This is a genomic window from Streptomyces endophyticus (genome assembly GCF_035798155.1).
GTDB classification, from domain to species: domain Bacteria; phylum Actinomycetota; class Actinomycetes; order Streptomycetales; family Streptomycetaceae; genus Streptomyces; species Streptomyces endophyticus.
In genome coordinates this window covers 82,925-95,891 of sequence record NZ_JAOZYC010000122.1, presented here as the reverse complement: position 1 = coordinate 95,891, position 12,967 = coordinate 82,925, and the positions used below count along the sequence as shown (strand labels likewise).

At 69.3% G+C, this 12,967-nt stretch carries 11 protein-coding genes; 1 reads left to right on the top strand and 10 read right to left on the bottom strand.

All coding sequences use genetic code 11. The features are described 5' to 3' along the window. Window positions 1–6: 6 nt before the first annotated feature. Window positions 7–1,428 (top strand): amidase, encoded by a 1,422-nt coding sequence (locus OKJ99_RS18930; RefSeq protein ID WP_326017815.1) that lies wholly within the window; start codon window positions 7–9, stop codon window positions 1,426–1,428. Between the two features lie 25 nt (window positions 1,429–1,453). On the opposite strand, the gene OKJ99_RS18925 is transcribed toward OKJ99_RS18930, so the two are convergent. The 10 genes from OKJ99_RS18925 to OKJ99_RS18880 all read right to left on the bottom strand — a co-directional run bounded on the left by OKJ99_RS18925 (window position 1,454) and on the right by OKJ99_RS18880 (window position 12,877). Beyond that, window positions 1,454–2,647: an FAD-dependent oxidoreductase gene (locus OKJ99_RS18925; protein WP_326017813.1), complete on the bottom strand. Its 1,194-nt coding sequence runs from the start codon at window positions 2,645–2,647 to the stop codon at window positions 1,454–1,456. A 214-nt stretch (window positions 2,648–2,861) separates the two neighbouring features. After that, window positions 2,862–4,424, bottom strand: a complete 1,563-nt coding sequence (locus OKJ99_RS18920) for a FadD3 family acyl-CoA ligase (protein ID WP_326017811.1) — start codon at window positions 4,422–4,424, stop codon at window positions 2,862–2,864. A 381-nt stretch (window positions 4,425–4,805) separates the two neighbouring features. Further along, window positions 4,806–5,669, bottom strand: coding sequence for a TIGR03619 family F420-dependent LLM class oxidoreductase (locus OKJ99_RS18915; protein ID WP_326017809.1), 864 nt, complete (start codon window positions 5,667–5,669; stop codon window positions 4,806–4,808). Then, window positions 5,666–6,742: a DUF1214 domain-containing protein gene (locus OKJ99_RS18910; protein ID WP_326017807.1), complete on the bottom strand. Its 1,077-nt coding sequence runs from the start codon at window positions 6,740–6,742 to the stop codon at window positions 5,666–5,668. Before OKJ99_RS18910 ends, OKJ99_RS18915 begins: the two co-directional genes overlap by 4 nt. Before the next feature lie 38 nt (window positions 6,743–6,780). Continuing rightward, on the bottom strand, window positions 6,781–7,929 hold the full coding sequence (locus OKJ99_RS18905; protein ID WP_326017805.1) for a sulfotransferase family protein: 1,149 nt from the start codon (window positions 7,927–7,929) through the stop codon (window positions 6,781–6,783). 30 nt (window positions 7,930–7,959) lie between these two features. Further along, entirely contained in the window at window positions 7,960–8,769 is an 810-nt protein-coding gene (locus OKJ99_RS18900; RefSeq protein WP_326017803.1) for an SDR family oxidoreductase, read from the bottom strand. Next, entirely contained in the window at window positions 8,766–9,146 is a 381-nt protein-coding gene (locus OKJ99_RS18895) for a nuclear transport factor 2 family protein (protein ID WP_326017801.1), read from the bottom strand. The genes OKJ99_RS18900 and OKJ99_RS18895 overlap by 4 nt, the downstream gene beginning before the upstream one ends. Window positions 9,147–9,234: 88 nt before the next feature. Beyond that, window positions 9,235–11,172, bottom strand: coding sequence for a sulfate adenylyltransferase subunit CysN (gene cysN, locus OKJ99_RS18890; RefSeq protein WP_326017799.1), 1,938 nt, complete (start codon window positions 11,170–11,172; stop codon window positions 9,235–9,237). Further along, window positions 11,172–12,077: a sulfate adenylyltransferase subunit CysD gene (cysD, locus tag OKJ99_RS18885; RefSeq protein ID WP_326017797.1), complete on the bottom strand. Its 906-nt coding sequence runs from the start codon at window positions 12,075–12,077 to the stop codon at window positions 11,172–11,174. Before cysD ends, cysN begins: the two co-directional genes overlap by 1 nt. Then, window positions 12,074–12,877 carry a 3'(2'),5'-bisphosphate nucleotidase CysQ gene (locus tag OKJ99_RS18880; RefSeq protein WP_326017795.1) on the bottom strand — a complete coding sequence of 268 codons (804 nt, stop codon included), beginning with the start codon at window positions 12,875–12,877 and terminating at the stop codon, window positions 12,074–12,076. Before OKJ99_RS18880 ends, cysD begins: the two co-directional genes overlap by 4 nt. Window positions 12,878–12,967 lie beyond the last annotated feature (90 nt).

Genomic DNA, 12,967 nt, shown 5'->3' with positions numbered 1-12,967 from the left:
AGAGGCGTGACACAGAACGCGGATGCCGTGGCACTCGCCGCGGCGATCAGGAACGGCGAGCGCGAGGCCGGGGACGTCGTCGAGGAGGCCATCACCCGGATCGAGAAGCTCAACCCCCAACTCAACGCGGTGATCCACACCTGCTTCGAGGAGGCTCGCGCGGAGGTGGCGGCAGGTCTGCCCGAGGGGCCGCTGCGCGGCGTGCCCGTCCTGGTGAAGGACCTCAACATGGAGGTGCGCGGCCTGCCCGCGGCCGGCGGCAGCAGACTGTTCGCCGAGTACGTCGCGAGCCGCGACAGCGAGCTGGTCGCCCGGTACCGGCGCGCAGGCATGGTCGTCCTCGGCACCACCAACACCCCCGAACTGGGCCTGAACGCGAGCACGGAGCCCGCGCTGCACGGCCCCACCCGCAATCCGTGGGGCCACGCCCACTCGCCGGGCGGATCCAGCGGTGGCTCGGCCGCGGCCGTCGCGGCGGGGATGGTTACGGTCGCGCACGCCAGCGACGGCGGCGGGTCGATCCGCATCCCCGCCGCAGCTTGCGGCCTTTTCGGCCTCAAGCCCAGCCGAGGTCGCGTCTCCCCGTACCCGAGGCCGACCACCCTCTCGGGCCTTGTCTCGGGGCACCACGCGCTCACCACCACCGTCCGGGACAGCGCCGTGCTGCTGGACATCGCGGCGGGGCCGCTCCCCGGTGACGCCTACGCGGCGCCGACACCTGACGCCTCCTTCGCCGAGCTGGCCGGCCGTGACCCGGGTCCCCTGCGAATCGGCCTGATCACGGCTCTGCCGGACGGCCCCGACGTACATCCCGAGTCGGCCGCGGCCGCGCGGGACGCCGCCCGACTGTGCGCCCAACTCGGCCACGACGTAACGGAGTTGGCCGCTCCCTACCGTCCCGGAGACGTGGCCGCCGCGTCCGCGACGCTGATGGGCGGCGACCTCGTGGCCCAGGTCGACGCACGCCTGGACCAGTTGGACCGCCCCCTCGCGGAAGACGACCTGGAACCCTTCACCCGCCTCCTGTACGAGCACTACCGCACGCTGCCCGCCGCCGACGTCAGCCGTGCGCTCCGCGCGGTCCAGGAGCTCGGCTGGTCGGTGGGTGCCACGTTCCGCACCCACGACGTACTCCTCACGCCGACACTGGCGCGGCCCACCGCCCGCCTGGGCGTCCTCGACACCACCCGCCCCGAGTCGATCTACGAACACGCGGCCGTGTACTCCGCGTTCACGAGCGTCCACAACGTCACGGGGATGCCCGCCATGTCGGTCCCGTTCGGGCACGACACCGAAGGCCTGCCGCTGGGCGTACAGTTCGCCACCGACCTCGGCGGAGAGGGCCGACTGCTCGCCCTGGCCGCCCAGTTGGAGGCGGCGGCACCGTGGCCCGTCACCGCACCTGGTCGGCGTCCTGCGGACGGCTGAGCGCCGTGCCCGATCTCCGCGGGACTTACCGCTGCCCGACCCGCTGCCGCCCCGTCCGCTGGGAGTCGGCCACAATCGAGAAGGCGTAGTCGGTCATACGGCTCTCGTATGTGCGCACCGCGTCCTTCAGCGGCTCGCCAGTACGGGCAGCGGTGGAGAGCGCGCGGGTGAGTTCACTGGCGTCACGGATCGCGGTGTTGGCACCCATGGCCAGAACCGGGCTCATGGCGTGGATCGCGTCACCGATGAGGGTGACCGGGCCGGAATCCCAGGCGGGCACGGGAGCGGCGGTCGAGATCCGCAGGGGGAACAGGGAGTCCGTGTCCCACAGACCCAGTAGCCGATGAACATCCTCGTGCCAGTCCGCGCCCAGCACTCTCAAAGCGACGTCGCGCAGTCCGGCGTGGGTGAGGCCGCGCAGCTGCTCGAAAGAGGGCATCGACGGATGGTCGGCGGGCGCGCCGACCATACAGGCGACATAGTCGCCGACCGGAGACAGCGCCACGGGCGGGGTGTGCGCCAGGCCGGCCCGATCGGGCCGATCGCTGAACTCCACCGGCCCCAGGCCGAGATGTGGGTGTCCCGGGCCGCCGGTCACCACGGTGAAGATGTTCTCGAACACCCAGTCAGGGATGTCTGATCGGCTGTTCCTCTTGAACGGAATCTTGCCGTAGACCAGCCGTAGCCCGGCGTCGTGGACCGGTGCGTCAGGCAACAGGAGTCGACGCACAGCCGAGTTGACGCCGTCCGCACCGACCAGGAGGTCGGCGCTCGCGGTACGCCCATCGGCGAAGCGCGCGGTGACCGTTCCGTCGGCCTCGTACTGGTAGGCCGACAACCGGGCGCCGTAGTGCACGTGGTCGCGCAGCCCGGAGAGCATGACCTGGCGCAGGGTCGGGCGGTTGAACGCACGTGGGCCCGCCGCGTTCCCCGCACCGGAGCCACTGAGCGCCGCCTTGTCCGCCAGGACGCGCAGGTGGCGGTCGCGGACGGACACCCGCGCCGGCGGTGTGCCCGTGGTGGCCAGGCAGAGCTGGAACAGCGTCGGGGGCAGGCAGTGTTCCAGTCCGGCCAGGCCGGGTTCGTCGAGCTGGATGCGGTAGCCCTGAGGGCGGGCGTCCGGGTGGGCGTCGCGTTCGTACAGGGCGACATCGATGCCGTTCGAGCGCAGGCCGTGGGCGAGCGCGAGCCCACCCAGACCGGCGCCGACAATGATCACGCGATACGGATTGAGCACAGTCCTCTGCCTTCGTTCAATGATGACGAAGGAAGCACCGGCGTTCCTAGGGAAGGAACCAACACCGCACGGGGCGCCGCTCAGAAACACCATTCATGAGCGAGTTTTTCGCACATTCCATCTAACGCCAATGACGCTAGCACGGCCACGCTCGGCCCGATGAGCCCGCGCTCGCGTAGGTGCCCGGGCGGTCGGCTCACGCCCGCGATGGGTGCTCCTCGCGGGCGCGTGCGCGCAGCGTGACTTTGTCGACCTTGCCGGCCGCGTTGTGGGGCAGGGTGTCGACGGGCACGAAGGCGCGGGGCCCCTTGAAGTTGGCGAGGCGCTGCCGTGCCCAGCCGGTCAGTTCGGCGGCGTCGATCCGGGTGTCGTCCGCGGCGACGCAGTAGGCGATGCCCACCTCGCCGAGGCGTTCGTGCGGTGTGCCGACGACGGCGATGTCGGTGATGGCGGGGTGGGCGCGCAGGGCTTGTTCGATCTCGGCGGGGTAGGCGTTGAAGCCGCCGACCAGGAACATGTCCTTGAGGCGGTCGGTGATGATGAGGAAGCCGCGTTCGTCGAGGCGTCCGACGTCGCCGGTGTGCAGCCAGCCGTCGGTGTCGAGGGCGGTGGCGGTGGCGTCGGGGTCGTCGAGGTAGCCGCGCATCACCTGGTAGCCGCGGATCAGGACTTCGCCCTCGCCGTCGGCGAAGTGGCCGGCGGAGGTGTCGATGCGGATCTCGGTGCCGGGCATCGGGGGTCCGGCGGTGTGGGCGAGGGTGTGCGCGTCCTCGGTGGGCGGGCAGATGGTGGCGAAGCCGTTGGTCTCGGTGAGTCCGTAGGCGGTGAACACGGTGTGTGCGCCCAGGGTGCGGATCTGTTCGATGAGGCTGGTGGGGATGTTGGAGGCGCCGGTTCCCGCCATGCGCAGTGTCGACAGGTCGTGGGCGGGCCGTTGGGGGTGGTTGAGCAGGGAGAGGAACACCGTCGGTGCGCCGGTGAGGACGGTGACGCGGTCGCGTTCGATCCGCTGAAGGATCCGGGCCGCGTCGAACACCGGCTCCGGCAGTACCGTGGCGCCGGTCAAGAGGCAGGCCACGAAGCCGGCTTTGTAGCCGAACGTGTGGAAGAACGGGTTGACCAGCAGGTACCGGTCGCCGGACTGGAGGGTCACCGTCCGTGCCCAGTCCCGGGAGGCCCGCACGACCTGTCCGTGCTCGCCGATCACGCCCTTGGGGCGGCCCGTGGTGCCCGAGGTGAACAGCAGGTCGCTCGGCGCGTCGGGGGCGACGGCCGCCGATCGTTGGTGGCGTTGGTGGGTGGCGATCGCGTCGCCCGAGGCGAGGAAGGTGGCCCACTCGCCGTCGTCGTGCAGGGCCACCACCCGTTCCAGGGCGGGCAGTTGATGGCCGTGGGCGAGTTCGGCGCGGTAGTCGCGGCCCAGGAAGTCGTGCTCGGTGAGCAGCACGCGGGCGCGTGCCCGGCGCAGGATGTCGGCGGCTTCCGCGGCGCGGTAGCGGGTGTTGACCGGGACGAGGACGCCGCCCGCGGCGTGCGCGCCGAGTGCGGCGATCGCCCAGCGGTCGCTGTTGGACGCCCAGATGCCGACCGATTCGCCCGGCCGCAGTCCCTGCGCCATCAGGGCGCGCGCGGCCTTGTCCACCTGGTCGCGCAGGGTGTGGAACGTCCAGCTGGTGCCGCGGAATGTGAGGGCCTCCGCGTCGCCGTGGGCGTCGGCTGCCCAGTCGGCGAGGTGGGCCAAGGTGTGCGGGCCGCCCATGTGTTGTCGTCCTCCTGGTCGCCGTCGCGGTGCAGAGCATCAGAGGGTCGGAGCGTGGCACGGGGGAGAGTGGCGCAGTGGAATGTTCTCGGTGAGTGGGATGAACGCCGCTCGTTGGGCCCGCCGGCCCTCGCCCGTGCCGCCCGCACCCCGGTGGCCCACGCCACTCCCGCTGCACGGCTCCGATCCCGGGAGAAGCCACCGAGGTGGTCGCCACGCACGCGCGGCCGATCGTCGCCGAGGACGGAAGGTCCGTTACCGACGGGGCGGTCTCCGCGAGCGGCGCCGAGTGTGGCCCACAATGGCCCGTCGAAGCCGACGCCAAGGCCGCGCGCGACGCTCGCGCCGGCCGGCGGAGATGGCCGGCCACCTCCGGACGGATCAGTCGATGTGCTCGGCCGCGAACTCCCTGAGGGCGTCCTGCTTCGCCTCGACGGGGCAGTCCATCGCCAGCCCCTTCATCGCCCACGGTGACACGGTCGTGTTGGTGACACCCGCGGCCGCGAGCTCCGCGTAGCCGTCGGCTCCGTGGCGATCGACGCCTGACGCCTGGATGTCGAACGGCCGGTCGGCGGTGCCGAACTCCGCGCGCAGCGCGTGCAGTCGCTCCATGGTCGTGACCAACTCGTCGAATCCCATCAGCGCCGAGGTCCACCCGTCGCCGATCCGCGCCGCGCGCCGCAGCGCCGCATCCGTGTGGCCGCCGACGATGAGGGGGACCTCGCGCGGCGGAGCAGGACTCATCCGGAGCTTGTCGAAGTCGTAGAACTCGCCGTGGTACTCGACCATGCCCCCGCCGAGGACGAGCCTGATCACCTCGATCATCTCGTCGACCCGCGCACCCCTGCGCCCGTACGGTACCCCGCACCACTCGAACTCCTCGGGCGCCCAGCCGACCCCGACACCCAGCTCGAACCGTCCTTGGGTGAGGTTCGCTACCGTACCGACCTGTCTGGCCAGGAGCAGCGGGTTACGGGAGCCCAGCTTCAGCACGTTCGTCCGGTGGACAAGGGACTCGGTGACAGCGCCCATCGCGGCGGCGGCGATCAGCGGGTCGGCGAACGGAGTCTCCTCGGTCCACATCCGCCGCCCGTCGGATGTATAGGGGTACTTCGCTGCGGCACGCTCGGAGAAGAACACCGAGTCCGGCAGTGCGACGGCATGGAATCCGCACTCCTCGGCGGTCTTCGCCAGCGGCACCAGCTGGTCCAGCGGAATCATGGCCAGCGCGAGAGTGAACCTCATCGCCCCGCACCCCGGACCTTCACGACCTTCGACGTCGGGATCGGGTGTGAGTCGGCCTTGATCCAGCGCAGCGCGAAGGTGCCCTCGCGGTGTCCGTCCGTGTTGATCCAGTTGCCGTGGCCCTGATCCTTCGCAGCCACCACGATGGTCAGGGTGCCGTCGTCGTTGAGCTTGGCCGTGTGGTTGTTGAGGTAGATGTTGGTGCGGTGGAAGTCGAGGGATTCCACCCAGAAGTTCTGCAGCACGAAGTTGAAGTACTCGCAGTCCGGTACCTCGGTCTCGATGACCCAGGCCTCGTCCTCCGCCAGCTTCCAGTACCCGTGGAGGTAGAAGATCGTCGGGTCGCCACCGGCCTTCTGGAAGGATTCCTGGCCCCAGTCGACGATTTCGTTGGCCCGCGGCCTGAACCTGCGGCTCCACTCCAGGAAGGTGTTCGCGGTGCCGCGCACCATGCCGATGGCCGCGGTGAGACGCTCACTCATCTGCTCCGGTGTCAGCGGGGCGAACTCGCCGTCCGGGTCGAGGCATTCGATGGACAGCTCCGCGGGGATCTCGCTCGGGCGGTCCTGGTAGGTCTGCCGCACGGAGATGAGGTTGCTGTCCGGCGCGAGCGGCAGCCAGGCGCCTTCCGCGGGCCTGTCCACGCTCGCGATGAACGAGAACCGGCCGTGCTCGTCGACCTCGACGTCATGGGCGTGCAGATCGCCGGTCTGCAGCATGGTGCCGTCGATGTGGTAACGGTTGACGCGTGATCCGAACGTCAGCAAGGGAATGGTGCCGCGGGTGCCGGTGACCCGATACGTGTGTCGGCCGGAGATGTTGGCACGCAGATAGATGTTGTCGGGGTTGTCCGCCCCGATCTTCGTCCTCATGTTGGGGTTGGGTGCCGACGTCAAACTCGGCCAGCGCGGGTCGGTGTACTCGACGCAGTTGATCGTCGCGTACCTGACCAGGCGGCTCAGGTAGCGGACGCCCTCGGCCTGCGTCAGCGGATCCTGCGGCACGATGTCGTCGTGCAGGATCTTTCCGACGTCGAGCAGGTCGGCGCAGAACTTCTCCCAGACGGCGTTCATGAGCAACTCCTTTGTTGAAACGGGTGGGTGATGCCGAGTCAGGCATGGGCGGCGAAGCGCTCGTCGACCTCGGCCTCGGTCAGGCCGAAGTCCTCCAGGCGGTACCGGTGCTCGGGGCGCCGGTGCGCGCCCAGGCTCTTGCGGTGCGAGGCCTCGATCGCCTCGCGTGCCTGCGCCGTGAACTCCAGGCCGAAGTGGTCGTAGATGCCCCCGACGGTGCCGAGCGGATCGGTGACGAAGTCCTGGTAGTCGACGTCGAGGAACTGCCGGGGGTCGTAGCGGCTTCGGGCCGCCTCGAAGTGCTCGATTCCCCGTGACCACAGGGCGAGTTGGGTGCGTCCGATGGTCTCGCGGTCGTACGCCGCGGACATGTCGTGCTTGCCCTGCTCGGCCAGGCTGCAGGTCGAGGCCATCGCCGTCCTCGGCGGCCGGTGGGTCCGGATGATCAGGGCGTCCGGGTAGACCCGCATGATCTCGTCGATCGCGAAGACATGGCTGGGGTTCTTGAGCACCCAGCGCCTTTCGGGATCGTTCATGCCGATCAGCTGAAGGTTCTTCTTGTGTCTGGCGTAGGTGTCGGTCCAGTCCTGTCCGGCCAGCCACTTCGAGTACGTGGGGAGATACGAGACGCACTCGAAGGCCACCGACCGCATCGACTGCTGCAACAGCTGCCAACACTCCTCGACTTCGTCGGCGTCCATGAAGTGCACCTTCATCAGCTCGGCCTCGTTGCGCCGGCGGGCCGCGAAGTGGGCCTGCGCGCGCTGGAAGTCGGGATGGGCGGGCCAGTCCGCACGGGCGGGCCGAGGCTGCGGAGCCTCGGCGAGCCACGTCTCGATGCCCTGATGGGCGGGGTCGGCGGACAGCAGTCGGTGCAGCGCGGTGCTGCCCGTGCGCATGAGGCCACAGACGAAGACGGGGCGTTCGATCCCGACCTCGGTGTGCTCGGGGTGCCGGGCGAACGCCGCCTCGCTGCGCGCCCTGCCGACCAACGCCTTCGTCATCATGGCGCGGGCGATCGTCACGCCGTGCGGGGTGAGCCGCGAATCGGCGTCGAAGCTGGAGATCAGTACCTCGAGCCCCTCGCGGAAGTCGTCGTCACCGAAGTCGTCGAGGCCGGTCGCCTCGGTCGCGAGAGCGAGGAGTTCGTCGGCGGTGCCGACCGTCGGGGTGTCCTGTGTGGTCATGTCCCTCTCCAGTTCAAGTGGTGGGCATGTTCAGTGGTGGGCGTGCCCGCAGTTGACGTCCAGGCACTGCCCTGTGATCGCCCGTGCGTGTTCCGAGGCGAGGAAGACCGCGGTGTTCGCGATGTCGTCGGGTTCGGGCAGCCGGCGCAGGTCCGCTCCCGCCGCGATCTCGTCGTGGACCACGCTCGGGTCGACGCCGCGCTCGGCCGCCTGGCGTTCGAACCACGTCTTGACCGAGTCGGCCCAGATGTAGCCGGGTGCAACGGAGTTGACGCGCACCCCGCGGGGCCCGAGGTCCACGGACAGGCTCCGGGCGAGGGCCAGCAGGCCCGCCTTCATGATCCGGTAGGCGCCGAAGCCCGGCAGCTGGTTCCGGAGCACCATCGAGTTGATCATCACGACCGAGCCCTGCGCCTCGACGAGCGCGGGCACCAGTTCGCGGGTGAGATTCAGTGCGGCCATCAGGTTGATCTCCAGCCCCTGGCGCACGTCGTCCGGTTCGGCATCGAGGAGGCTGACCTGGGCGGGCTGGACGAACGCGTTGTGGATCACTGAATCGAGCCGGCCGAAAGCGCCGCACGCCTTCTCCGCGAGGTTCTCGACGGACGCGTCGTCGGTGAGGTCGGCTGTCACCACGGCGGCCTCGCCACCGAGGGCGTGGATCTCGTCGGCGACCGCTTCGAGCCGGGACCGGGTGCGGGCCGCGAGCACCACCTGGGCGCCCGCGAGGGCGCTGCGCACGGCGAGGGAGCGGCCGAGGCCAGGACCCACCCCCGACACCAGCACGGTCTTTCCCTCAAGCAGCGGAATCCGTGGCTGCGTCATGCCTGTCTGCGTCATGCCGGCCCCTGCACCGGGTCGACCAGGGCCCGGGGATCGATGACCGCACTGAGCGAGACGATCTTGCACGCGTCGTCGAACTCGAACAGGTCGGTGGCGGCGAAGGCAGGCATGCCTGCTCGCTCCACGCACAGCTGCATAGCGGCGTACTTCCCGGTCACGGTGATCGGTGAGAGCAGGCTGACGGTGAAGTCGACCTGCGCGTTCTCGGTGTCGAACTGCCGGATCTCGTCGAGCCCCCGATAGCTGGTGACACCGAGCGGCTCGTGCTGGACGGCGTCCTCGGCGAACAGTGCGACCAGTTCGTCGACGTCGTGGTTGCCGAGGTGTGTCACGTAGGACTCGATGGCGGAGCAGATTTCGTCCCGGCTGGGCATGGAGGAACCCCTTGTCCTGAGGATGGAACCGCGGTGCGGGTGATGTGCTCAATGCGGGTGATGTGCTCAGTGCGGGTGAGGTGTTCGGTCAGGCGATGGCGCCGCGTGAGCGGAGGAAGCCGACGATCTGGCCGGCCGCCTCCTCCGGGGAGACGGACGTGGTGTCGATCCGTACCTCGGGCGAGCGCGGCGGCTCGTAGGGCGAGTCGATTCCGGTGAAGTGGGGCAGCTCGCCGCGCCGCGCCTTCTGGTAGAGCCCCTTGGGGTCCCGTTCCTCCGCAACGGTGATCGGGGTGTCCACGTGGATCTCACAGAACCGCTCGGGGCCGACCAGCTCCCGGGCCGCGTCCCGCTCCGCACGGAAGGGCGAGATGAACGACGCGATGACGATCAGGCCCGCGTCGGCCATCAGCCGGGCGACCTCGGTGACGCGCCGGATGTTCTCCACCCGGTCGGCATCGGTGAACCCGAGGTCCCGGTTCAGGCCGTGGCGGACGTTGTCGCCGTCCAAGAGATAGGTGTGTGCGCCGAGCGCGTGCAGCCGTCGCTCGACTTCGTTCGCGATCGTCGATTTCCCGGAGCCGGAGAGCCCGGTCAGCCACAGGACCTGGGGGCGATGGCCCATCAGCTGCTCGCGAGCGCGTTCGTCGACGTCGACCACCTGCCAGTGGAGGTTGTCCGAACGCCGCAGCTGGTGCTCGATCATGCCGGCACCCACGGTGGCGTTGGTCAGCCGGTCGATCAGGACGAAGCCGCCGGTGTCCCGGTTGGCCTTGTACGTGTCGTACGGCACCGGGCGGTCGAAGCTGATGTTGCAGACGCCGATCTCGTTGAGAGCGAGGGTGTTCGTCGCCGTCTTCTCCAGGGAGTTGACGTTGATCTTGTATTTGGGCCTGGTGATCCGCGCCTGCACCGTCATGGTGCCGATCTGGCAGAGGTACGGCCGCTCGGGCAGCATCTCGTCCTCGCCCATCCACACCAGGCGCGCCTCGAACTGGTCGGAGACACCGGGCAGGGCATCCGCCACGGCGAGCACGTCACCACGGCTGACGTCGATCTCGTCGGCCAGCGTGACCGTGACGGACCGACCGGCTGTCGCCTCCGTCAGGTCGCCGTCCCTGGTGACGATCCGGGCGACCGATGACTCCCCGCCGCTCGGCAGGACCCGCACCCGGTCACCGGGCCGCAGCACGCCGCTCACGATCTGTCCGGAGAACCCACGGAAGTCCAGGTCCGGCCGGTTCACCCACTGCACCGGCATCCGGAAGGGACGGGCGATCAGCTCGTCGTCGATCTCGACGGTCTCCAGATGTCCCATCAGCGTCGGGCCCTGGTACCAGGGGGTGTTGGGGCTGGTCTCGGTGAGGTTGTCCCCGACGTAGGCCGACATCGGGATGGCCACGACGTCGTCAAGACCGATCTCCTGCGCGAACCCGGTGTAGTCGGTGACTATGCGCTCGAAGACCTCCTGCGAATAGTCCACCAGGTCGAGCTTGTTGACCGCGAGCACCACATGGCGGATGCCGAGCAGTGACACCAGGTAGGAGTGTCGGCGGGTCTGGGTGAGTACGCCCTTGCGGGCGTCGACCAGGATCACCGCGAGGTCCGCGGTGGAGGCCCCGGTGACCATGTTCCGGGTGTACTGCTCGTGGCCGGGGGTGTCGGCGACGACGAACTTGCGGTGCTCGGTGGAGAAGTAGCGGTAGGCGACATCGATCGTGATGCCCTGCTCGCGCTCGGCGGCGAGACCGTCGACCAGCAGCGCGAAGTCGAGGCCCGCGCCCTGGGTGCCCACCTTGCGGGAGTCGGCCTCCAGCGCGGTGAGCTGGTCCTCGAAGACCAGCTTCGACTCGTAGAGCAGCCGGCCGATGAGCGTGGACTTGCCGTCGTCGACGCTGCCGCAGGTGAGGAAGCGGAGCATGCCCTTTTCCGCGTGCCGTTCGAGGTACTGCTCGATGTCGTCGGCGATCAGATCGGCCGAGGGGGCTGAGGGGGCCGAGCGGGTCAAGTGCGGCAAGTGCGGCATCAGAAGTAACCCTCCTGCTTCTTCTTCTCCATCGACGCGCTGCTGTCGTGGTCGATGACCCGTCCCTGGCGCTCGGACGTGGAGGTCAGCAGCATTTCCTGGATGATGTCGGTCAGGGACTCCGCGGTGGACTCGACGGCCCCGGTGAGCGGGTAGCAGCCGAGCGTGCGGAAGCGCACGCTCTTCAGCTCGGGTTCTTCGCCCGGCAGCAGCGGCATCCGTTCGTCGTCGACCATGATCAGCGCCCCGTCGCGTTCGACGACGGGTCGCTGCGCCGCGAAGTAGAGCGGCACGATCGGGATCTGCTCCTGCCGGATGTACTCCCAGACGTCGAGCTCGGTCCAGTTGGACAGCGGGAAGACGCGCAGGCTCTCCCCGGGCGACCTGCGCACGTTGTACATCCGCCACAGCTCGGGGCGCTGCTTCTTCGGGTCCCACCGGTGTTCGGCCGAGCGGATCGAGAAGATGCGCTCCTTGGCCCGCGACTTCTCCTCGTCCCGGCGCGCTCCGCCGAACGCGGCGTCGAACTTGTAGAGGTCGAGGGCCTGTTTGAGCCCCTCCGTCTTCCACATGTCGGTGTGTGTGGCCGACCCGTGAGTGAACGGGTTGATCGACTTCTCTACGCACTCGGGGTTCTTGTGCACGAGTAGGTCCAGGTCCCCGGCGGCCGCGGTCTCGTCACGCAGCGCGTACATCGCACGGAACTTCCACGTGGTGTCGACGTGCAGCAACGGGAACGGCAGCCTGGACGGGAAGAACGCCTTCCGCGCGAGGTGCAGCATCACCGCGCTGTCCTTGCCGACCGAGTAGAGCATCACGGGGTTCTCGCTCCCCGCGACCGCCTCCCGCATGATGTGCATGCTCTCGGCTTCGAGTCGTTCGAGGTGGGTCAGGGTGGGTGTCATCGTCCAAGTACCCCCAGAGCGCGGTCGGCCAGTTCGGGACGGCAGATGAGCAGGTCGGGCAACCAGGGGTTCTCCTGGTTGTAGCGGAGTTCGGATCCGTCGATCCGGGACACGTGCAGTCCGGCGGCGCGCGCGACCGCGACGGGGGCCGCCGAGTCCCACTCGTACTGGCCGCCGGTATGGGCGTACACGTCGGCCTCGCCGCGCACCACGGCCATCGCCTTGGCGCCCGCCGAGCCCATCTCGATCAGTTCGGCGCCGAGCGCCTCGGCCATGGCCGTCACCGGCGCGGGCCGGCGGGTGCGGCTGACGACCACGCGGGGGACCGCGGGCAGCGCGGAGAGAGGCGCGACCGTGTCCGCCGTCGAGAAGGTGACACCCAGTCCGGGCAGCGCGACCGCGCCGGCGACCAGCCGCCCGGCCTCGACGAGCGCGACGTGTACGGCCCAGTCGGAGCGGCCGGGCTCGCCGAACTCGCGTGTGCCGTCCAGCGGGTCGACGATCCACACCCGGTCGGCCGCGAGGCGTGCCGGGTCGTCGGCGCCCTCCTCGGAGAGCACCGCGTCGCCGGGGAACCGTCGGCCGAGCGTGGCGACCAGGAACTCGTGCGAGAGCCGGTCACCAGCCTTGCGTACGTCGGAGGGGTCCGCGCCGATACGTTCCTGATCCGTCCGATGCGCGAGCAGCAGGGCGCCGGCTTCAGCGGCGATGCCCGCCGCCGCCCGCCCGTCGGCAGCGCTGCGCCGAGTGTCCGGGGTGGACTCGGCGAGCGCAGGTGATGAGGCGTCAGGGTTCGTCATGAGGAGGACCGTAGCCCGAGAATGAACATCGTTCAATCCATTCTGAACAATGTTCTTTCTTGGCTGTGTCTCCGCGGATACCGTGAGCAC

What these genes read in the sequence shown, in the direction of transcription:
- OKJ99_RS18920 (WP_326017811.1), bottom strand. Translation starts at nt 4,424, where the DNA reads ATGGGCGGCCCGCACACCTTGGCCCACCTCGCCGACTGGGCAGCCGAC.
- OKJ99_RS18910 (WP_326017807.1), bottom strand. Translation starts at nt 6,742, where the DNA reads ATGAACGCCGTCTGGGAGAAGTTCTGCGCCGACCTGCTCGACGTCGGA.
- OKJ99_RS18880 (WP_326017795.1), bottom strand. Translation starts at nt 12,877, where the DNA reads ATGACGAACCCTGACGCCTCATCACCTGCGCTCGCCGAGTCCACCCCG.
- OKJ99_RS18900 (WP_326017803.1), bottom strand. Translation starts at nt 8,769, where the DNA reads ATGACGCAGACAGGCATGACGCAGCCACGGATTCCGCTGCTTGAGGGA.
- cysD (WP_326017797.1), bottom strand. Translation starts at nt 12,077, where the DNA reads ATGACACCCACCCTGACCCACCTCGAACGACTCGAAGCCGAGAGCATG.
- OKJ99_RS18895 (WP_326017801.1), bottom strand. Translation starts at nt 9,146, where the DNA reads ATGCCCAGCCGGGACGAAATCTGCTCCGCCATCGAGTCCTACGTGACA.
- OKJ99_RS18905 (WP_326017805.1), bottom strand. Translation starts at nt 7,929, where the DNA reads ATGACCACACAGGACACCCCGACGGTCGGCACCGCCGACGAACTCCTC.
- cysN (WP_326017799.1), bottom strand. Translation starts at nt 11,172, where the DNA reads ATGCCGCACTTGCCGCACTTGACCCGCTCGGCCCCCTCAGCCCCCTCG.
- OKJ99_RS18915 (WP_326017809.1), bottom strand. Translation starts at nt 5,669, where the DNA reads ATGAGGTTCACTCTCGCGCTGGCCATGATTCCGCTGGACCAGCTGGTG.